The organism is Pseudomonas sp. PA-6-3C (assembly GCF_021605825.1).
Classification (GTDB): domain Bacteria; phylum Pseudomonadota; class Gammaproteobacteria; order Pseudomonadales; family Pseudomonadaceae; genus Aquipseudomonas; species Aquipseudomonas edaphica.
In genome coordinates, this window is record NZ_WKDV01000010.1 from 35,936 (window position 1) to 57,753 (window position 21,818).

Below are 21,818 nucleotides of genomic sequence, written 5' to 3' on the forward strand. Positions count from 1 at the left end.
ACCTTCATGGAAAAGACCAAGCAGACTGTGCCCTCTGTGGTGCCGCGCCATGTCGCGATTATCATGGATGGGAATAATCGCTGGGCGAAAAAACGCTTTATGCCGGGTGTCGCCGGGCATAAAGCGGGTGTCGATGCAGTGCGCGCGGTGATTGAGGTATGTGCCGAGGCCAAGGTCGAAGTGTTGACCCTGTTTGCCTTCTCCAGTGAGAACTGGCAACGGCCGGCCGAAGAAGTCAGCGCCTTGATGGACCTGTTCTTCAAGGCTTTGCGTCGTGAGGCCAAGCGCCTCAACGACAACAACATCAGCCTGCGTATCATCGGTGACCGTTCGCGGTTTCATCCGGAGCTGCAGGCGGCCATGCGCGAAGCTGAAGCCATCACCGCTGGCAGCAACCGTTTTGTACTGCAGATCGCGGCCAACTATGGCGGCCAGTGGGATATCGCCCAGGCCGCGCAGCGCCTGGCTCGCGAGGTACAGGCCGGGCACCTGCGGCCCGACGACATCACGCCCGAATTGTTGCAAACCTGCCTGGTGACCGGTGACCTGCCGTTGCCGGACCTGTGTATCCGCACCGGTGGCGAGCACCGCATCAGCAACTTCCTGTTGTGGCAGTTGGCCTACACCGAGCTGTACTTCTCCGACCTGTTCTGGCCGGACTTCAAACACGATGCCATGCGTAATGCACTGGCCGATTTCGCTTCCCGTCAGCGCCGCTTCGGTAAAACGAGCGAGCAGATCGAAGCTGGAGCCCGGGTTTAAATGCTTAAACAACGAATCATCACCGCACTGATCCTGCTGCCGATCGCCTTGTGTGGGTTTTTCCTGCTCGATGGTTCCGGCTTTGCGCTGTTTATCGGCGTGGTCGTGACCCTGGGTGCCTGGGAGTGGGCGCGTCTGGCGGGCTTTAATGCGCAATTGCCACGCGTGGTCTACGCCGCTGTTGTAGCGCTGTTGCTGTTTCTGATGCATACCCTGTCGAGCATCGTGGTGCCTTGGGTATTGGGCGCTGCGGTGCTGTGGTGGGCGCTCGCGACCTTCCTGGTGCTGACCTTTCCGCGCACCAGTGGCCAGTGGTCCAGTGTTGCCAGCAAATTGGTGATTGGCTTGTTGATTTTGCTGCCGGCCTGGCAAGGCCTGGTGGAAATCAAGAATGCACCGATGGGCAACTGGCTGATCATGGCGGTGATGGTATTGGTGTGGGGCGCCGATATTGGCGCCTACTTCTCTGGTCGCGCCTTCGGCAAGCGCAAGCTGGCCCCGGCTGTCAGTCCTGGCAAGAGCTGGGAAGGCGTCTACGGCGGCTTGGCGTTGACCTTGCTGATCACGCTCGTAGTGGGTGTTGTGCGCGACTGGTCGGTGAAGGAAATACTCCTGGCCCTGCTGGGTACGGCGGTCGTGGTGTTCATCTCGGTGGTGGGCGACCTGACTGAAAGCATGTTCAAGCGCCAGGCCGGGATCAAGGACAGCAGCAACCTGCTGCCGGGCCATGGCGGCGTGCTGGATCGTATCGATAGCCTTACCGCTGCTATCCCGATCTTTGCAGTGCTGTTGTGGATGACGGCTTCGTGAGCCGCCTGCAACAGGTGACCGTGTTGGGTGCAACCGGCTCGGTGGGGTTGAGCACCCTGGATGTGATCGCTCGCCATCCTGACCGTTATCAGGTGTTTGCCTTGACCGGGTTCACCCGTTTGGCCGAGCTGCTGGCCCTGTGCGTGCGTCATACGCCGCGCTTTGCCGTAGTGCCTGAAGTGGCGGCAGCACGTGGCTTGCAGCAACAGTTGCAGGCTGCCGGGCTGGCTACGCAGGTGCTGGTGGGTGAGGAAGGGCTGTGCCAGGTGTCGGCCGATGCCGAGGTGGACACCGTGGTGGCGGCCATCGTCGGCGCAGCGGGTTTGCGCCCGACGCTGGCAGCGGTGGGTGCCGGCAAGAAGATCCTGCTGGCCAATAAAGAAGCGCTGGTGATGTCCGGCACGCTCTTTATGCAGGCAGTACGCAAGAGCGGCGCAGTGTTGCTGCCCCTCGACAGCGAACACAACGCAATCTTCCAGTGCATGCCCGGTGATTTTGCCCGCGGCTTGAGCCAGGTGGGTGTACGACGGATTCTTCTTACGGCATCCGGTGGTCCGTTCCGGCAAACTCCACTGGCTGATCTGGAGCACGTGTCGCCTGATCAGGCCTGTGCACACCCGAACTGGTCCATGGGGCGCAAGATTTCCGTGGACTCGGCGAGCATGATGAACAAAGGCCTGGAGTTGATCGAGGCGTGCTGGTTGTTCGACGCTCGGCCCGATCAGGTTGAAGTGGTGATCCATCCGCAAAGTGTGATTCATTCCCTGGTCGACTATGTGGACGGCTCGGTGCTGGCGCAGTTGGGTAACCCGGACATGCGCACGCCGATCGCCAATGCCCTGGCGTGGCCGGAGCGGATTGACTCGGGGGTCGCGCCGTTGGACCTGTTCGCCGTTGCGCGCCTGGACTTCGAGGCGCCGGACGAACAACGCTTCCCGTGCCTGCGTTTGGCGCGTCAAGCAGCAGAGGCGGGCAACAGTGCGCCGGCGATGCTTAATGCGGCTAACGAGGTGGCTGTGGCGGCGTTTCTTGACGGGCGTATTCGCTTCCCGCAGATCCCGAGTATCATCGAGGAAGTTTTGAGTCTTGAGCCCGTTGTGGCAGTGGAAGATTTAGGTGCAGTGTTCGAGGCCGATGCAAAGGCCCGTGCCCTGGCCGAGCAATGGTTGAACCGCAACGCGCGTTAGCCTGTGGGCAGGTTTGAGCCTTCAGGCACTGGATTGGAATGCGGAGAAATTAGATGAGTGCGCTCTACATGATTGTCGGCACCCTGGTTGCTCTGGGTGTGCTGGTCACCTTCCACGAATTCGGCCACTTTTGGGTGGCGCGTCGTTGCGGCGTCAAGGTACTGCGCTTTTCCGTCGGTTTCGGCATGCCGTTGCTGCGTTGGCACGATCGTCGTGGCACCGAATTCGTAATTGCGGCCATTCCGCTGGGTGGCTACGTCAAAATGCTCGATGAGCGTGAAGGCGAAGTGCCGGCTGATCAATTGGACCAGTCCTTTAATCGCAAGACCGTTCGTCAGCGTATCGCGATTGTGGCTGCCGGTCCGATCGCCAACTTCCTCTTGGCGATGGTGTTCTTCTGGGTCTTGGCCATGATGGGCAGCCAGCAGGTGCGCCCGGTCATCGGCGCGGTCGAAGCGGACAGCATGGCGGCCAAGGCCGGCCTGGTCGCAGGGCAGGAAATTGTTTCCATTGATGGTGAACCGACCACAGGGTGGGGCGCGGTCAATTTACAGCTGGTACGCCGCATGGGTGAAAGCGGCACCATTAATGTGGTGGTGCGCGAACAGGATTCCACCGCCGAGACGCCTCGCGCCCTGGCCCTGGATCACTGGCTCAAGGGCGCAGATGAGCCTGATCCGATCAAGTCGCTGGGGATTCGGCCTTGGCGCCCGGCCTTGCCGCCGGTGCTGGCCGAGTTGGATCCGAAAGGCCCGGCGCAAGCCGCAGGTCTGAAAACCGGCGACCGTTTGTTGGCCCTTGATGGCCAGGCGCTGGGCGACTGGCAGCAAGTGGTTGATCTGGTGCGTGTACGCCCTGATACCAAAATTGTGCTGAAAGTTGAGCGCGATGGTGCTCAAATCGACGTCCCTGTGACCCTGGCGGTACGCGGGGAAGCCAAGGCCGCTGGGGGTTACCTGGGTGCCGGGGTGAAAGGTGTCGACTGGCCACCCTCGATGGTGCGGGAGGTCAGCTTCGGGCCGTTGGCGGCGATTGGCGAGGGTGCAAAACGCACTTGGACCATGAGTGTGCTGACCCTCGAATCGCTCAAGAAAATGTTGTTCGGCGAGCTCTCGGTAAAAAACTTGAGTGGACCGATAACCATTGCTAAAGTGGCGGGCGCTTCTGCCCAGTCGGGTGTCGCGGATTTCCTGAATTTCCTGGCTTATCTGAGTATTAGCCTTGGAGTTCTGAATTTGCTGCCCATTCCAGTATTGGATGGGGGGCATCTGTTGTTTTATCTGGTCGAGTGGGTGCGTGGTCGCCCCTTGTCGGATCGGGTGCAGGGTTGGGGGATACAGATCGGTATCAGTTTGGTGGTTGGAGTGATGTTGTTAGCTCTGGTCAACGATCTGGGACGACTGTAACGCTTCGCTGAATTGCGAATCTGCCGCATTTTGCGGCAGTTTGTTTATTGCCAGTTGGAATAAGAAAGGACTTCATGAAACGTCTGCTGCTAACTGCGGTTCTCACCGTATTGATGATCGCCGAAGTTCACGCCGAGTCCTTCACTATCTCCGATATTCGCGTCAACGGCCTCCAGCGGGTTTCCGCCGGTAGCGTCTTTGGTGCCTTGCCGTTGAACGTCGGGGAACAGGCGGATGATCGTCGCCTGGTGGAATCCACTCGTGCGCTGTTCAAAACCGGGTTCTTTCAAGATATCCAACTGGGTCGCGAAGGTAACGTCCTGGTCATCACTGTCGTTGAGCGACCTTCCGTCGCCAGTATCGAGATCGAGGGTAACAAGGCGATCTCCACTGAAGACTTGATGAAGGGTCTCAAGCAATCCGGCCTGGCCGAAGGCGAGATCTTCCAGCGCGCCACCCTCGAGGGTGTGCGTAACGAACTGCAACGTCAGTACGTCGCCCAGGGTCGCTATTCCGCGTCCGTGGAAACCGAAGTGATTCCGCAGCCTCGTAACCGTGTTGGCCTCAAGGTCAAGATCAACGAAGGCACCGTGGCGGCGATCCAGCACATCAACGTGGTGGGTAACACCAAGTTTGCTGATGACGACCTGATCGACCTGTTCGAACTCAAGACCACCAACTGGCTGTCGTTCTTCAAGAACGATGACAAGTACGCCCGTGAAAAACTCTCCGGTGACCTGGAACGTCTGCGTTCCTACTACCTGGACCGTGGCTATATCAACATGGATATCGCTTCGACCCAGGTGTCCATCACCCCGGACAAGAAACACGTCTACATCACCGTCAACGTCAACGAAGGTGAGAAATACACCGTGCGTGACGTCAAGCTCAGCGGCGACCTGAAAGTCCCTGAAGACCAGGTGAAGTCGCTGTTGCTGGTGCAGAAAGACCAGGTGTTCTCGCGCAAGCTGATGACCACCACGTCCGAACTGATCACCCGTCGCCTGGGTAACGAAGGCTATACCTTCGCCAACGTCAACGGCGTGCCGACCCCGCACGACGAAGACCACACCGTGGACATCACCTTCGTTGTCGACCCAGGCAAGCGTGCCTACGTGAACCGCATCAACTTCCGTGGCAACACCAAGTCTGCGGACGAAGTGCTGCGTCGTGAGATGCGTCAGATGGAAGGTGGCTGGGCGTCGACTTACCTGATCGACCAGTCCAAGACCCGTCTTGAGCGCCTGGGCTTCTTTAAGGAAGTCAACGTCGAAACCCCGGCCGTACCGGGTGTGGATGACCAGGTTGACGTGAACTACGCCGTTGAAGAACAGGCCTCGGGTTCGATCACTGCCAGCGTCGGTTTTGCACAGAGTGCCGGCCTGATCCTCGGTGGTTCGATCACCCAGAACAACTTCCTCGGTACCGGTAACAAGGTCTCCATCGGCCTGACCCGAAGCGAATACCAGAGCCGCTATAACTTCGGTTATGTCGACCCCTACTGGACAGCTGACGGTGTGAGCCTGGGCTACAACGCCTTCTACCGCACCACCGACTACAAAGACCTGAACGTTGACGTTGCCAGCTACGCGATCGACAGCCTCGGCGCCGGTGTCAACATCGGTTACCCGATCAGCGAGACTTCGCGTCTGACCTTCGGTTTTACTGCGCAACAGGACAAAATCAAGACCGGTGTGTACACCACGGATGAGATTTTCGACTTCGTGCGCCGTGAAGGTGACCAGTTCCTGAACTTCAAGGCGTCGGTTGGCTGGTCGGAATCGACCCTGAACAAAGGTGTGCTGGCGACACGTGGCCATTCCCAAAGCCTGACTGCTGAAGCCACCACGCCGGGCAGCGACCTGTCGTTCTTCAAGCTCGACTACCGTGGCCAGTTGTTCCAGCCGCTGAGCGACAACTACACCGTGCGCCTGCACACCGAATTGGGTTATGGCGACGGTTATGGTTCGACCAGTGGTCTGCCGTTCTATGAGAACTACTATGCAGGCGGTTTCAACTCGGTTCGTGGCTTCAAGGACAGTACCTTGGGCCCGCGTGGTACGCCGAGTCGTGGTCAAGCGGTAACCGGTAACCAAGGCACGCTCCCTGACTCCAACAATGACGCTCTGGCATTCGGTGGTAACGTACTGATCCAGGGTGGTGCCGAGCTTCTGTTCCCGCTGCCATTCGTCAAGGATCAGCGTTCGCTGCGTACTTCGGTCTTCTGGGACGTGGGTAACGTGTTTGACTCCAAGTGCCAACAGGTCAACAACCCGACTCCTGGTTCTGTGTCCAACACCCAGTGCAATGACGTCAGTCTGACCAACCTCGCCAGTTCCGTAGGTGTAGGTGTGACGTGGGTGACTGCACTTGGCCCATTGAGCTTTGCTCTGGCCATGCCGATCAAGAAACCGGATAACGCTGAAACCCAGATTTTCCAATTCTCCCTCGGCCAGACGTTCTAAGCGTCTGACCCAAGATAACGACAACGGATTCTGTAGGAGTACATCGTGCGTAAGTTGACTCAATTGGTTCTGCTGGCCACCGTGCTGGTAACCACCCCGGCCTTCGCCGAAATGAAAATCGCCGTCCTGAACTATCAGATGGCCCTGCTGGAATCCGACGCGGCCAAGCGTTACGCCGTGGATGCCGAGAAGAAGTTCGGTCCGCAACTGACCAAGCTCAAGACTCTGGAAAGCAGTGCCAAGGGTATCCAGGATCGTCTGGTAGCCGGTGGCGACAAAATGCAGCAAGGCGAGCGTGAGCGTCTGGAGCTTGAATTCAAGCAAAAGGCCCGCGACTACCAGTTCCAGTCCAAGGAGCTGAACGAAGCCAAAGCCGTTGCTGACCGTGAAATGCTCAAGCAGCTCAAGCCTAAGCTCGACAGCGCCGTGGAAGAAGTCATCAAGAAAGGTGCCTTTGACCTGGTGTTCGAGCGCGGCGCCGTGATTGACGTCAAGCCTCAATACGACATCACCCGCCAGGTGATCGAGCGCATGAACCAGCTGAAGTAAGCCATGACCGCGACTATCAAGCTCGGCGAGTTGGCCGAGTTCCTGGGGGCCACCTTGCGTGGCTCCAAGGAGAAAGAAATTACTGGGCTAGCCACCTTGCAGGAGGCTGGCCCAGCTCAGTTGAGCTTCCTCGCAAATCCCCAATACCGTAAATACCTGGTCGACAGCCAAGCCGCAGCCGTGTTGCTGAAGGCCGCTGACGCCGAAGGGTTTAACGGGGATGCGCTGGTGGTTGCCGACCCTTACCTGGCGTATGCCCGGGCGTCGCACCTGTTCGATCCGAAACCCAGGGCGGCGGCTGGTATTCACCCGTCGGCCGTGATTGCCGATGATGCCCAGGTTGACCCTGCGGCCAGCATTGGCGCGTTTGCCGTGATCGAGAGTGGTGCGCGCATTGCTGCCGGTGTCACGGTGGGGGCTCATTGCTTTATCGGTGCGCGCTGCGAAATCGGCGCCGATGGTTGGCTGGCGCCTCGCGTCACCCTTTACCACGACGTGCGTATTGGTGAGCGGGTTGTCATTCAGTCAGGCGCAGTGATCGGTGGCGAAGGTTTCGGTTTTGCCAACGCCAAAGGCATCTGGCACAAAATTGCCCAGGTCGGCGGCGTATTGATCGGCGACGACGTGGAAATCGGTGTCAACACCGCTGTGGATCGCGGGGCCTTGGCCGATACCGTACTCGGTAACGGCGTGAAGCTCGACAACCAGATCCAGATCGCCCACAACGTGCAGATTGGCGATCACACCGCCATGGCGGCGTGCGTGGGTATCTCCGGCAGTACCAAGATCGGCAAGCATTGCATGCTCGCCGGTGGCGTTGGGCTGGTGGGGCATATTGAAGTTTGCGACAACGTCTTCATCACCGGCATGACCATGGTGACCCACTCGATTACCGAGCCGGGTGCCTACTCTTCCGGTACGGCCATGCAGCCTGCGGCTGAATGGCGCAAAAGTGCGGCACGTTTGCGCAAGATCGACGACATGGCCCGACGCCTCAAGCAGGTCGAAAAGCGTGTCGAGGACGTGACCCCTGGCGGTAATGCTTCATCAGAAGGCTGATACCATTTCCATATCAAGTGTGCACAGCCGCTAGACTGCCTCCTTGATTTGCTAGCGGGGCGTGCGTTTAGTTCGCCCGCCCCCAATCTTTATTACAGGCTTCCCCCCGAAATGATGGACATCAACGAGATTCGCGAATACCTGCCTCACCGTTACCCGTTCCTGCTGGTGGACCGTGTAGTGGACCTCAATGTCGAGGAAAAGCGCATTCGTGCCTACAAGAATGTCAGCATCAACGAACCGTTCTTCAATGGTCACTTCCCCGCGCATCCGATCATGCCGGGCGTGCTGATTATCGAAGCGATGGCCCAGGCTGCCGGTATCCTTGGTTTCAAAATGCTCGACCTCAAGCCTGCCGACGGCACGCTTTACTATTTCGTGGGCTCCGACAAACTGCGCTTTCGCAACCCGGTCACCCCGGGTGACCAGTTGATCCTGGAAGCCAAGTTCATCAGCTGCAAGCGCCAGATCTGGAAGTTCGAATGCCAGGCCTCGGTGGACGGCAAGCCGGTGTGTTCCGCTGAGATCATCTGTGCGGAACGCAAACTATGAGTTTGATTGACCCTCGCGCAATCATCGATCCGTCGGCCGTTCTGGCCGCCGACGTTGAGGTCGGCCCTTGGTCGATCATCGGCGCAGGTGTTGAAATCGGCGAGGGGACTGTCATCGGGCCACACGTGATCCTCAAAGGTCCGACCCGCATTGGCAAACACAATCGTATCTACCAGTTTTCCTCGGTAGGCGAAGACACCCCGGACATGAAGTACAAGGGTGAAGAAACACGCCTGGTAATCGGTGATCACAACATCATCCGTGAAGGTGTGACCATTCACCGTGGCACTGTGCAGGATCGTGCCGAAACCACGTTGGGTGATCACAATCTGATCATGGCCTATGCGCATATCGGCCATGACAGTGTGATCGGCAACCATTGCATCCTGGTCAACAACACGGCGCTGGCCGGCCATGTGCACGTTGACGATTGGGCGATCCTGTCCGGCTTCACCCTGGTCCACCAGTACTGCCATATCGGCGCCCACAGCTTTTCCGGCATGGGCACGGCGATTGGCAAGGATGTTCCGGCATTTGTCACGGTGTTCGGCAACCCTGCCGAAGCCCGCAGCATGAACTTCGAAGGCATGCGCCGTCGCGGTTTCAGTGAAGACGCGATTCACGCTCTGCGCCGCGCCTATAAGACGGTTTACCGTCAGGGGCTGACGGTTGAGCAGGCACTGACTGAACTGACCGAGCCAGCAGCGTTGTTCCCGGAAGTCGCGGTGTTCCGCGACTCTATCCAGGCATCGACGCGCGGCATCACCCGCTGATCATGGCTACTCTGCGTATTGCGCTGGTGGCCGGTGAGGCTTCCGGCGATATCCTGGGCGCTGGCCTGATGCGGGCGCTCAAGGCCCAGCATCCAGCGGTGGAGTTTATTGGCGTGGGCGGCCCGCTGATGCAGGCCGAAGGTCTGACATCCTACTTTCCCATGGAGCGCCTGTCGGTCATGGGGCTGGTGGAGGTGCTGGGCCGCCTGCGTGAGTTGCTGGCACGCCGCAAGCTGCTGATTCAAACCCTGATCGAAGAAAAGCCCGACGTCTTTATTGGCATCGATGCGCCGGACTTCACCCTCAATATCGAACTCAAGTTGCGTCAGGCCGGCATCAAGACCGTGCATTACGTCAGCCCGTCCGTATGGGCGTGGCGGCAGAAGCGTGTGCTGAAGATCCGCGAAGGCTGCGACTTGATGCTGACCTTGCTGCCGTTCGAAGCCAGGTTTTACGAAGAGAAGGGCGTACCGGTGCGGTTTGTCGGGCATACCTTGGCCGACACCATCCCGCTACAAGCTGACCGCGCCGCCGCGCGCGCCCAACTGGGCTTGCCTGACGGTCCGCTGGTGGCATTGATGCCGGGCAGTCGAGGCGGTGAAGTCGGGCGTCTGGCCAGTGTGTTTTTCGAGGCTGCCGAACGCCTTCAAGCCTTGAAGCCAGGCGTGCGTTTCGTATTACCTTGCGCCAGCCCGCAACGGCGTGCGCAAATCGAGACGTTGCTCGAAGGCCGCAATCTGCCGTTGACCTTGCTCGACGGCCAGTCGCACCTGGCTCTAGCCGCCTGTGATGCGGTATTGATTGCCTCGGGCACCGCGACCCTGGAGGCGCTGCTGTACAAACGCCCGATGGTCGTGGCTTATCGCCTGGCGCCGCTGACGTTCTGGATTCTCAAGCGCATGGTCAAGAGCCCTTACATCTCCTTGCCTAACCTGCTGGCCCAACGCCTGCTGGTGCCGGAGTTGTTGCAGGACGATGCAACGCCCGAAGCCCTGGCACAAACCCTACTACCCTTGATCGACGGCGGCGAAGAGCAGACCCGTGGTTTTGACGACATCCACCGCACCCTGCGGCGTGATGCATCGAACCAGGCAGCCGATGCCGTACTGACCTTGATCGGGCAAAAAGAGGACGCTTTATGACCACGCAAATGGGCCTGGATTTCAGTCTGGTCGCACACGCCGACGCACTGGTCGCCGGTGTTGATGAAGTGGGGCGTGGCCCGTTGTGTGGCGCGGTGGTGACGGCGGCGGTGATCCTCGACCCAAATCGCCCGATCCTCGGTCTCAATGACTCGAAAAAACTCACCGAAGCGCGCCGTGAAAAGCTCTACGACGAGATCTGCGAAAAAGCGTTGAGCTGGCACATCGCCCGGGCCGAAGTCGAAGAGATCGATGAGCTGAACATCCTTCACGCCACCATGCTGGCCATGCAGCGCGCCGTCGAAGGGCTGCACATCACACCGAAAATGGCGATGATCGACGGCAACCGCTGCCCCAAACTGGCGATGCCTTCAGAAGCCGTGGTCAAGGGGGATAGCAAGGTCCCGGCGATTGCCGCCGCCTCGATCCTGGCCAAAGTCAGCCGCGACCGCGAAATGGCGGCGTTTGAATTGATCTATCCGGGCTACGGCATCGGTGGTCATAAAGGTTACCCGACGCCCGTTCATCTGGAAGCCTTGGCTCGCCTGGGCCCGACGCCGATCCACCGTCGTTCGTTCGCCCCGGTCCGTCAGGCTTACGAGGCGCGTGAGAGTCTCAGCGAGGTTTAGTCGCGAGGCTGATGTTTTGCTCAAGGCCCGGTACAATCCCGGGCCTTGTTGTTTCTAAGTTTTTAGACAGGATCACTATGCCGGCTTCATTCGTTCACCTGCGCCTGCACACTGAATACTCCCTGGTCGACGGCCTGGTACGGATCAAACCGCTGGTCAAAACCCTGGTGGGCATGAACATGCCTGCGGTGGCGGTTACCGACCAGAACAACATGTGTTCCCTGGTCAAGTTTTACAAGAACGCCATGGGCGCCGGCATCAAGCCGATTTGCGGCGCCGACCTGTGGCTGTCGAACAAAGACCCGGATAACCCCCTGAGCCGCATCAGCCTGCTGGCGATGAATGGCGTGGGTTATCGCAACCTCACCGAATTGATCTCGCGCGGTTTTATCGACGGCCAGCGCAACGGCTCGATCATCATTGAGCGTGAGTGGGTGGCTGAGGCGAGTGAGGGCGTGATCATGCTCTCGGCCGCCAAAGAGGGCGAGATCGGTATCGCGCTGCTGGGCGGCAACCCCCAGGAAGCCGAAGTGTTGGCCCGCGAGTGGATGGACGTGTTTCCCGACCGCTTCTATCTGGAAGTCCAGCGCACCAATCGCCCCAATGACGAAGAACACCTGCACGCCGCCGTGGCCCTGGCCGACAAGCTGGGCGCGCCGCTGGTTGCGACCAACGATGTGCGCTTTATCAAGAAAGAAGATTTCGAGGCCCACGAAACCCGCGTGTGCATTGGCGAAGGCCGGGCACTGGATGACCCGCGCCGCTCCAAGAACTACAGCGAAGAGCAGTACCTCAAAAGCGCCGATGAAATGGCCGAGCTGTTCAGCGACCTGCCTGAGGCGCTGGAAAACTCGGTCGAAATCGCCAAACGCTGCAATATCGAAGTGAAGCTGGGCAAGCACTTTCTGCCCAACTTCCCGATTCCCGATGGCATGACCATCGATGAGTATTTCCGCAAGGTGTCGTTCGACGGTCTGGAAGAGCGATTGAGCGTTCTGCTGCCCAAGGACACCACCGAAGACTACGACGCCAAGCGCCAGGTCTACGTCGACCGGCTGAATTTCGAGCTGGATATCATTATCCAGATGGGGTTCCCCGGTTACTTCCTGATCGTAATGGACTTTATCCAGTGGGCCAAGAGCAACGGCGTGCCGGTAGGCCCAGGGCGGGGTTCGGGTGCCGGGTCGCTGGTGGCCTATGTGCAGAAGATCACCGACCTTGACCCGCTGGAATACGACCTGCTGTTCGAACGGTTCCTGAACCCGGAACGGGTTTCCATGCCCGACTTCGACGTCGACTTCTGCATGGACGGTCGCGACCGTGTGATCGAGTACGTGGCCGAGAAATACGGCCGCAATGCTGTGAGCCAGATCATCACCTTCGGTTCCATGGCGGCCAAGGCCGTAATCCGTGACGTGGCGCGGGTGCAAGGCAAGTCCTACGGTCTGGCGGACCGTCTATCGAAGATGATTCCGTTTGAAGTCGGCATGACGCTTGAGAAGGCTTACGAGCAGGAAGAAATCCTGCGCGACTTCATCAAGATCGATGAAGAAGCCGCCGAAATCTGGGACATGGCACGCAAACTCGAAGGCGTGGTGCGTAACGTCGGCAAACACGCCGGTGGTGTGGTGATTGCGCCAACCAAGCTCACCGACTTTTCGCCGATTTATTGCGATGAAGAAGGCGATGGCCTGGTCACCCAGTTCGATAAGGATGACGTGGAGGCAGCCGGCCTGGTGAAGTTCGACTTCCTCGGCCTGCGAACCCTGACGATCATCGACTGGGCGCTCAAGACCATTAACCGCGAGCGCGCCAAGGTCGACGAAGAACCGCTGGATATCGCGTTTATCCCGCTGGATGACAAACCTACCTACCAGCTGCTGCAAAAAGCCGAAACCACCGCGGTGTTCCAGCTTGAGTCGCGCGGCATGAAAGAGCTGATCAAAAAGCTCAAGCCCGACTGCCTGGAAGACTTGATCGCACTGGTGGCCTTGTTCCGCCCAGGCCCGCTGCAGTCGGGCATGGTGGATGACTTTATCAACCGTAAGCACGGCCGCGCCGAACTGGCGTACCCGCACTCCGATTACCAGTATGAAGGCCTAAAACCGGTACTGGCGCCGACCTACGGCATCATCCTGTATCAAGAACAGGTGATGCAGATTGCCCAGGTCATGGCCGGTTACACCCTTGGCGGTGCGGACATGCTGCGTCGCGCCATGGGTAAGAAAAAGCCCGAGGAAATGGCCAAGCAGCGCGGCGGTTTCATTGAGGGTTGCGCCACCAACAATATCGACGCGGACCTGGCTGGTAACATTTTCGACCTGGTAGAGAAGTTCGCCGGTTACGGCTTCAACAAATCCCACTCCGCCGCCTACGGCCTGGTGTCGTACCAGACCGCCTGGCTGAAAGCCCACTACCCGGCGCCGTTCATGGCGGCGGTACTCTCGGCGGATATGCACAACACCGACAAGGTCGTGACCTTGATCGAGGAAGTGCGCACCATGAAGCTGCGCCTCGACGCGCCGGACGTGAACGCCTCGGAGTTCAAGTTCACGGTGAACGACGAAGGCCGCATCATCTATGGCCTGGGCGCCATCAAGGGCGTGGGCGAAGGGCCGGTTGAAGCAATCACCGAAGCGCGTCAGCATGGGCCGTTCGAGGATTTGTTCGACTTCTGCGCACGGGTTGACCTCAAGCGCATCAACAAGCGCACCCTCGATGGTTTGATCCGCAGTGGCGCGCTCGATCGTCTCGGCCCGTATTTTCATGATGAACCGAAGGCTTACCAGGCGAACATCGACCGCAACCGGGCGGTGCTGCTCACAGCCATGGAAGAAGCGATCAAGGCCGCCGAACAGACCGCCCGCACCCATGACAGTGGCCACGCCGACCTGTTTGGCGGGCTGTTTGTCGAGGAAGATGCCGACGTTTATGCCAACCATCGCAAGGCCAAGGAGCTGACCCTCAAGGAGCGTCTCAAAGGTGAGAAAGACACCCTGGGCCTGTACCTGACCGGTCACCCGATCGACGAGTACGAAGGTGAAATACGCCGTTTCGCCCGTCAGCGCATCATCGACCTGAAGCCAGCGCGCGATACCCAGACCGTCGCCGGCATGATCATCGCCCTGCGCGTGATGAAAAATAAGAAGGGCGACAAGATGGGCTTTATCACCCTCGATGACCGCTCGGGCCGCATCGAGGCGTCGCTGTTTGCCGATGCGTTTCACTCCGCGCAGTCGCTGCTGCAGACCGATGCCATGGTGGTGGTGGAAGGCGAGGTCAGCAACGATGACTTCTCCGGCGGCCTGCGCTTGCGGATCAAGCGGGTGATGAGCATGGAAGATGCGCGCACCAACCTGGCCGAAAGCCTGCGCTTGAAGGTCAAGACCGAAGCCCTTAAAGGCGATCAGCTACGCTGGTTGGGTGACTTGCTCAAACGTCACCGTGGCGCGTGCCCGGTGACCATGGAATACACCGGCAATGACGCCAAGGCGATGTTGCAGTTTGGTGAGACGTGGCGAATTGATCCCGCTGATGGCTTGATTCAAGCTTTGCGTGACCAGTTCGGGCGAGACAACGTCTTCCTCCAATACCGCTGACGGTCAGATACGTCTGATCTCGGCTGAACATTTAATCTCGACCTAAACGCGCCTCTCCCTTAAGGTAGGGCGCGAATAGACAACCGGCTGGCCAGGCACTCCTTGGCCGTCGACCCAAGACGGACGCTTATGAACCCGAATTTTCTTGATTTCGAACAGCCGATCGCTGACCTGCAAGCCAAGATTGAAGAACTGCGCCTGGTCGGCAATGACAATTCGCTGAATATCGGCGATGAGATCGCTCGCCTGCAAGACAAGAGCAGCACGCTCACCGAAGACATTTTCGGCAAGCTGACCAGCTGGCAGATCGCGCGCCTGGCCCGCCACCCGCGCCGTCCGTACACCCTGGATTATATTCAGCACATTTTCACCGAATTCGACGAGTTGCATGGCGATCGCCACTTTTCCGACGACGCGGCCATCGTGGGCGGTATCGCCCGCCTGGACGACCAGCCAGTGATGGTGATCGGTCACCAGAAAGGCCGTGAAGTGCGTGAAAAGGTTCGCCGTAACTTCGGCATGCCGCGCCCGGAAGGCTACCGCAAGGCGTGCCGCCTGATGGAAATGGCCGAGCGCTTCAAGATGCCGATCCTGACCTTCATCGACACCCCGGGTGCTTACCCCGGTATCGATGCCGAAGAGCGCAACCAGAGCGAAGCGATCGCGTGGAACCTGCGCGTCATGTCCCGTCTGAAAACCCCGATCATCGCCACCGTGATTGGTGAGGGTGGTTCCGGCGGTGCGCTGGCCATTGGCGTCTGCGACCAACTGAACATGCTGCAATATTCGACCTACGCGGTGATTTCGCCGGAAGGTTGCGCCTCGATCCTGTGGAAAACCGCCGAAAAAGCGCCGGACGCTGCCGAAGCCATGGGCATCACCGCCGATCGCCTGAAAGGCCTGGGCATCGTTGATAAAGTTATCGCCGAGCCATTGGGCGGCGCCCACCGCGATCCGGCTGCCGCTGCTGCGACTATCCGTGCCGAGCTGGGTTCGCAACTGGCGATGCTCAAGAAGCTGGACAACGAAGCGCTGCTCAAGCGTCGTTATGAGCGCCTGATGAGCTACGGCCTCTAAGTCCTCGCAGTACCCAATGTGGGAGCTGGCTTATGTGGGAGCTTGCTTGCCTGCGATAGCATCAACTCGGTGTAACAGATGAACCGAGTTGTCTGCATCGCGGGCAGGCCCGGCTCCCACACAAGCCCGCTCCCATATTTGCTTTGTGTATGCTTGGCTGCCGTATTCCAGTTCTGCGCCGGTATTTTTGATGAGCCCGACTTTACCCGCCAAACTTCTGCAAAACCTCGCCCCTTGGCGCAACGCCCCCGCCTGGCATATCGCCTTCTCTGGCGGCCTTGATTCCACCGTCCTGCTGCACCTCCTGGCCTCCCTGGCAAACACCGAAACCCTGCCGCCCCTCAGCGCAATCCATGTCCATCATGGTCTGCAAGCTGCCGCCGATGCCTGGCCAAGTCATTGCCAGGGCGTATGTGACGAGCTGGGCGTGCCCTTGCAGGTGGTGCGTGTGCAAATCCAGTCGGGTGCCAGCGTTGAGCGTGCAGCGCGGGAGGCGCGCTACCGGGCGTTTACCGAAGTGACCGGGGCAGGGCAGGTGATGCTCACCGGCCAGCATCGTGACGATCAAGCCGAAACCCTGCTGTTTCGCCTGTTGCGTGGCGCGGGGGTGCGAGGCTTGGCGGCCATGCCGGTGCATCGCCCATTGGGGGGAGGGCACTTGCTGCGGCCGTTGCTGGATGTCTCACGCGCCGAGTTGCAAGCCTATGCGCACCAGCACCAGTTGCAGTGGATCGAAGACCCATCCAACGCCGATTCCCGATTTTCGCGCAATTACCTGCGCAATCGTGTGTTCCCGCTGCTGAGCGAGCGTTGGCCCCAAGCGGTCGCCAGCCTGGCCCGCGCTGCCGAGCATTTGAGCGAAGCCCAGGGCTTGCTCGACGAATTGGCCGTCATTGACCTGCAAACCGCCGACCAGCCTTCGCCGTTTCCCTGGCTGGCCTTGCCGTCATTGGCCCTCGCTCCCTTGCGCGAATTTTCCGATGCCCGCCAACGCAATGCCCTGCGCCACTGGCTGACGCCGCTGACGCGCTTGCCCGACAGCGACCACTGGGCCGGTTGGTATTCCTTGCGGGATGCCAAGGGTGATGCGCAACCGCTGTGGCGCCTGGCCGATGGTCAATTGCACCGCTGCGGCGAGCGTGTGTGGTGGCTGCCTTCCACCTATTCAGCGTTTTCCGACACGCCGGTGAGCTGGCCCCATCCGCAAAACCCACTAGAGTTACCGGGTAATGGTCAGCTTGAACTTATCGGAGAGGCACCTGCAGGCCCGTTGGTGATTCGTTATCGCCAGGGCGGCGAAATCATCGATGTGCCTGGTCGGGGCCGGCGGGACTTGAAGCGCCTGCTGAATGAAAGTAGCTTGCCGGGCTTCATCCGTGGCAGATTGCCGCTGCTCTATCAGGGCGAGCAATTGCTGGCTGTCCCAACCCTTGCGGGGCTATGCGCCTGCTCGACTGGCAAGTGGCAACTACATTGGATGCCACAGAGGTGCGATCAAGGTTTGAGCTGATAGAGGCTTTCCGGTAGACTACGCTCCCTTCTTGATACAACTTCTGTGGATTCAACTGAATCGCAGCAGTTGCCGATTACCAAGCAGTCTTTGCTGGGCGATTCCAAAAAATGTGTAGCGATCAACGTACCGGTGTTTCATTGCTGGTCTGTCACCACGCGGCGGTTTTTTTGAAAGGTGCACTGTGATTAATGCAGGTGATCGGGGGCTTCGGCCTTCCTTCGCTTTCCCCGGCGGCTCGGACCGCTTTAACGCAGACTTCTAGGGTTTTTCATGACGCGCTACATATTCGTCACGGGCGGTGTTGTTTCTTCATTGGGGAAAGGCATTGCCTCCGCTTCATTGGCGGCCATCCTGGAGGCGCGGGGACTTAAGGTCACCATGCTCAAGCTGGACCCGTACATCAACGTTGACCCGGGCACCATGAGCCCGTTCCAGCACGGTGAAGTGTTCGTCACCCACGACGGCGCCGAAACCGACCTGGACCTGGGCCACTACGAGCGGTTCATCCGCACGACCATGACCCAGAACAACAACTTCACCACCGGTCGTGTCTACGAGCACGTGCTGCGCAAAGAGCGCCGTGGTGACTACCTGGGTGCAACCATCCAGGTGATTCCGCACATTACCGACGAAATCAAACGCCGCATCATCAAGGGTGCAGGCGATGCCGACGTGGCAATGGTCGAGATCGGTGGCACCGTGGGTGACATCGAATCCCAACCGTTCCTCGAAGCCATCCGCCAGTTGCGTTTCGAAGTCGGCGCCAAGCGCGCGATGCTGATGCACCTCACGTTGGTGCCGTACATCGCCACCGCCGGCGAGACCAAGACCAAGCCAACCCAGCACTCGGTAAAAGAGCTGCGTTCGATTGGCCTGCAGCCGGACGTGCTGGTGTGCCGCTCCGATCACCCGATCGACATTTCCTCGCGTCGCAAGATCGCGCAATTCACCAACGTTGAAGAACGTGCGGTCATCGCGCTGGAAGACGCCGACACCATCTACAAGATCCCGGGCATCCTGCACTCGCAAGGCCTGGACGATTTTGTGGTCGAGCGTTTCGGCCTGCAGTGCAATGGTGCAGACCTGTCCGAGTGGGAAGCCGTGGTTGACGCCAAGCTCAACCCTGAGCACGAAGTCACCATCGCCATGGTCGGCAAGTACATGGAACTGCTGGATGCGTACAAGTCGCTGATCGAAGCGATGAGCCACGCGGGAATCAGCAACCGTACCAAGGTCAACCTGCGCTACATTGATTCCGAAGACATCGAGAACCAGGGCACTGCACTGCTCGAAGGTGTTGACGCGATCCTCGTACCCGGCGGTTTCGGCCTGCGTGGCGTGGAAGGCAAGATCACCGCGGTTCAATACGCTCGTGAAAACAAAGTGCCGTACCTGGGTATCTGCCTGGGCATGCAAGTGGCCGTTATCGAGTTCGCCCGTAACGTGCTGGGCTGGAAAGACGCCAACTCCACCGAGTTCGATCACACCAGCGGCCACCCGGTCGTGGGCCTGATCACCGAGTGGGAAGACGCCACCGGCGCCGTTGAAACCCGTACCGAAACCTCCGACCTGGGCGGCACCATGCGCCTTGGCGCACAGGACTGCCTGCTGGAGCCGGGCTCGCTGGTTCACGACTGCTACGGCAAGGACGTGATCGTCGAGCGTCATCGTCACCGCTACGAAGTGAACAACAACCTGCTGCCGCAGATCAAAGAAGCCGGCCTGAAAATCTCTGGTCGCTCCGGTGATGGCAAGCTGGTTGAAGTGGTCGAGGCGCCGGATCATCCGTGGTTCGTGGCCTGCCAGTTCCACCCTGAGTTCACCTCGACGCCGCGCGATGGTCACCCGTTGTTCAGCGGTTTCGTTAAAGCAGCACTGACGCAACATCAGAAGAAGGCGTAAACCTGATGGCCCAGAAGATCATTCGCGTAGGCGACATCGAGATTGCCAACGACAAGCCCATGGTGCTGTTCGGCGGCATGAACGTGCTGGAAAGCCGCGACATGGCGATGCAGGTCTGTGAAGAGTACGTAAAAGTGACCGAGAAACTCGGTATCCCTTACGTGTTCAAGGCCAGCTTCGACAAGGCCAACCGTTCGTCCGTGACCTCCTATCGTGGCCCCGGCCTTGAAGAAGGCATGCGGATCTTCCAGGACATCAAGCAAGCCTTTGGCGTGCCGATCATCACCGACGTCCACGAGCCTGAACAGGCTGCCGTGGTCGCCGAGGTGTGCGACATCATCCAGTTGCCGGCCTTCCTGTCGCGCCAGACCGATCTGGTCGTTGCGATGGCCAAGACCGGCGCTGTGATCAATATCAAAAAAGCCCAGTTCCTCGCGCCTCAGGAAATGAAACACATCCTGAACAAGTGCGTGGAAGCGGGTAACGACCAGTTGATCCTCTGCGAGCGTGGTTCGAGCTTCGGCTACAACAACCTCGTGGTGGACATGCTCGGTTTCGGCATCATGAAACAGTTCGAATACCCGGTATTCTTCGACGTGACCCACGCGCTGCAAATGCCCGGTGGTCGCGCCGATTCTGCTGGCGGGCGACGTGCCCAGGTGCTGGACCTGGCCAAGGCGGGCATCAGCCAGTCGCTGGCGGGCCTGTTCCTGGAAGCTCACCCGGACCCGGACAACGCCAAGTGCGACGGCCCTTGCGCCCTGCGCCTGGACAAGCTGGAGCCGTTTTTGGCCCAGTTGAAGCAGTTGGACGAACTGGTCAAGAGTTTTCCGACGGTAGAGACCGCGTAAGCCGCGTTTCTCCGGTAAAGTATCCCACGCTAAACGCTCAGGCCTGCGGGCCTGAGCCTTGTCGCCTGCAAGTCTGCCCTGTTGTTCCACCCTTGCGGTCGGTCAAAAGATTTCCTACAGCTGCGTCGTTTTCGTCAACTTTGGAGTGTTTACAACAATGGCAAAAATCGTCGACATCAAAGGTCGTGAAGTTCTCGACTCCCGTGGCAACCCCACCGTCGAAGCCGACGTGCTTCTCGATAACGGCATCATCGGCAGCGCTTGCGCGCCGTCCGGTGCGTCTACCGGTTCGCGCGAAGCGCTGGAACTGCGTGATGGCGACAAGAGCCGTTACCTGGGCAAAGGTGTACTCAAAGCTGTAGCCAACATCAACGGCCCGATCCGTGACCTGTTGCTGGGCAAAGACCCGCTGGACCAGAAAGCCCTGGACCACGCGATGATCAAGCTCGACGGCACCGACAACAAAGGCAGCCTGGGCGCCAACGCCATCCTCGCCGTGTCCCTGGCCGCTGCCAAGGCGGCTGCGCAGGACCAGGACCTGCCGCTGTACGCACACATCGCCAACCTGAACGGTACCCCGGGTGTTTACTCGATGCCGGTGCCGATGATGAACATCATCAACGGTGGCGAGCACGCCGATAACAACGTCGACATCCAGGAATTCATGGTGCAGCCGGTTGGCGCCAAGACCTTCTCCGAAGGCCTGCGCATGGGCACCGAGATTTTCCATCACCTCAAGGCTGTGCTGAAGGCCCGTGGCCTTAGCACTGCGGTGGGTGACGAAGGTGGCTTTGCACCGAACCTGGCGTCCAACGAAGATGCACTCAAAGTCATCTCCGAAGCTGTGGCCAACGCTGGCTACAAGCTGGGCACCGACGTGACCCTGGCCCTGGACTGCGCGGCCAGCGAATTCTACGAAGACGGCAAGTACAACCTGTCCGGCGAAGGCCACGTGTTTACGTCGGAAGGTTTTGCTGATTACCTCAAAGGCCTCACCGAGCGCTACCCGATCATCTCGATCGAAGACGGCCTGGACGAGTCCGACTGGGATGGCTGGAAAGTCCTCACCGACAAGATCGGCGAGAAAATCCAGCTGGTGGGCGACGACCTGTTCGTCACCAACACCAAGATCCTGAAAGAAGGCATCGATAAAAAGATCGCCAACTCGATCCTGATCAAGTTCAACCAGATCGGCACCCTGACCGAAACCCTGGAAGCCATCCAGATGGCCAAGGCTGCGGGCTACACTGCCGTGATCTCGCACCGCTCCGGCGAAACCGAAGATTCGACCATTGCCGACTTGGCTGTGGGCACTTCGGCAGGCCAGATCAAGACCGGCTCCCTGTGCCGTTCCGATCGTGTGTCCAAGTACAACCAATTGCTGCGTATCGAAGAGCAACTGGCGGGTAAAGCCAAGTACAACGGTCGTAGCGAGTTTCGCGGCTGATTGTTAAGTGGTAAAAGTCTAAGGATTGTGTCGGAAAGTTCACGACAGTGTGTATTTCGGCGCTAATCTGATGGCTATCAAGCACAAGCCTGGGT

17 protein-coding genes are annotated in these 21,818 nt (G+C 59.3%); all 17 read left to right on the top strand.

Features of this window, described 5'->3' with window-relative positions; translation table 11 throughout:
- Window positions 1-6: 6 nt before the first annotated feature.
- The 17 genes from uppS (at window position 7) to eno (ending at window position 21,723) form a co-directional block, all read left to right on the top strand.
- On the top strand, window positions 7-762 hold the full coding sequence (uppS, locus tag GIW48_RS09130; RefSeq protein ID WP_017137143.1) for a polyprenyl diphosphate synthase: 756 nt from the start codon (window positions 7-9) through the stop codon (window positions 760-762).
- Window positions 763-1,572: a phosphatidate cytidylyltransferase gene (locus GIW48_RS09135; protein WP_170036455.1), complete on the top strand. Its 810-nt coding sequence runs from the start codon at window positions 763-765 to the stop codon at window positions 1,570-1,572.
- Window positions 1,569-2,759 (top strand): 1-deoxy-D-xylulose-5-phosphate reductoisomerase, encoded by a 1,191-nt coding sequence (ispC, locus tag GIW48_RS09140; protein WP_138454083.1) that lies wholly within the window; start codon window positions 1,569-1,571, stop codon window positions 2,757-2,759. Before GIW48_RS09135 ends, ispC begins: the two co-directional genes overlap by 4 nt.
- Window positions 2,760-2,812: 53 nt before the next feature.
- Window positions 2,813-4,165: a sigma E protease regulator RseP gene (gene rseP / locus GIW48_RS09145; RefSeq protein WP_017137146.1), complete on the top strand. Its 1,353-nt coding sequence runs from the start codon at window positions 2,813-2,815 to the stop codon at window positions 4,163-4,165.
- A 74-nt stretch (window positions 4,166-4,239) separates the two neighbouring features.
- On the top strand, window positions 4,240-6,630 hold the full coding sequence (bamA, locus tag GIW48_RS09150) for an outer membrane protein assembly factor BamA (protein WP_017137147.1): 2,391 nt from the start codon (window positions 4,240-4,242) through the stop codon (window positions 6,628-6,630).
- 45 nt (window positions 6,631-6,675) lie between these two features.
- Window positions 6,676-7,179, top strand: a complete 504-nt coding sequence (locus GIW48_RS09155; protein WP_003189173.1) for an OmpH family outer membrane protein — start codon at window positions 6,676-6,678, stop codon at window positions 7,177-7,179.
- Window positions 7,180-7,182: 3 nt separating this feature from the next.
- On the top strand, window positions 7,183-8,238 hold the full coding sequence (lpxD, locus tag GIW48_RS09160) for a UDP-3-O-(3-hydroxymyristoyl)glucosamine N-acyltransferase (RefSeq protein WP_017137148.1): 1,056 nt from the start codon (window positions 7,183-7,185) through the stop codon (window positions 8,236-8,238).
- A 111-nt stretch (window positions 8,239-8,349) separates the two neighbouring features.
- Window positions 8,350-8,790 (top strand): 3-hydroxyacyl-ACP dehydratase FabZ, encoded by a 441-nt coding sequence (gene fabZ / locus GIW48_RS09165; protein WP_003172281.1) that lies wholly within the window; start codon window positions 8,350-8,352, stop codon window positions 8,788-8,790.
- Window positions 8,787-9,563 (top strand): acyl-ACP--UDP-N-acetylglucosamine O-acyltransferase, encoded by a 777-nt coding sequence (gene lpxA / locus GIW48_RS09170; RefSeq protein WP_017137149.1) that lies wholly within the window; start codon window positions 8,787-8,789, stop codon window positions 9,561-9,563. Before fabZ ends, lpxA begins: the two co-directional genes overlap by 4 nt.
- A gap of 2 nt (window positions 9,564-9,565) precedes the next feature.
- A complete protein-coding gene (gene lpxB / locus GIW48_RS09175) occupies window positions 9,566-10,705 on the top strand; it encodes a lipid-A-disaccharide synthase (protein ID WP_017137150.1) in 1,140 nt (379 codons plus the stop codon).
- The gene (gene rnhB, locus GIW48_RS09180) at window positions 10,702-11,334 is read left to right on the top strand and encodes a ribonuclease HII (protein WP_017137151.1); all 633 of its coding nucleotides are present in this window, start codon (window positions 10,702-10,704) and stop codon (window positions 11,332-11,334) included. The genes lpxB and rnhB overlap by 4 nt, the downstream gene beginning before the upstream one ends.
- A gap of 77 nt (window positions 11,335-11,411) precedes the next feature.
- Complete coding sequence (gene dnaE / locus GIW48_RS09185) at window positions 11,412-14,933, top strand: DNA polymerase III subunit alpha (protein WP_017137152.1); 3,522 nt, start codon at window positions 11,412-11,414, stop codon at window positions 14,931-14,933.
- A 129-nt stretch (window positions 14,934-15,062) separates the two neighbouring features.
- Window positions 15,063-16,010 carry an acetyl-CoA carboxylase carboxyltransferase subunit alpha gene (locus GIW48_RS09190; RefSeq protein ID WP_017137153.1) on the top strand — a complete coding sequence of 316 codons (948 nt, stop codon included), beginning with the start codon at window positions 15,063-15,065 and terminating at the stop codon, window positions 16,008-16,010.
- Window positions 16,011-16,200: 190 nt separating this feature from the next.
- On the top strand, window positions 16,201-17,520 hold the full coding sequence (tilS, locus tag GIW48_RS09195; protein WP_236460208.1) for a tRNA lysidine(34) synthetase TilS: 1,320 nt from the start codon (window positions 16,201-16,203) through the stop codon (window positions 17,518-17,520).
- A gap of 273 nt (window positions 17,521-17,793) precedes the next feature.
- Entirely contained in the window at window positions 17,794-19,425 is a 1,632-nt protein-coding gene (locus GIW48_RS09200) for a CTP synthase (protein WP_078741105.1), read from the top strand.
- Window positions 19,426-19,430: 5 nt separating this feature from the next.
- Complete coding sequence (gene kdsA / locus GIW48_RS09205) at window positions 19,431-20,276, top strand: 3-deoxy-8-phosphooctulonate synthase (RefSeq protein ID WP_010212442.1); 846 nt, start codon at window positions 19,431-19,433, stop codon at window positions 20,274-20,276.
- Between the two features lie 157 nt (window positions 20,277-20,433).
- Window positions 20,434-21,723, top strand: coding sequence for a phosphopyruvate hydratase (gene eno, locus GIW48_RS09210; protein ID WP_017137156.1), 1,290 nt, complete (start codon window positions 20,434-20,436; stop codon window positions 21,721-21,723).
- The last annotated feature ends 95 nt before the right edge of the window (window positions 21,724-21,818 follow it).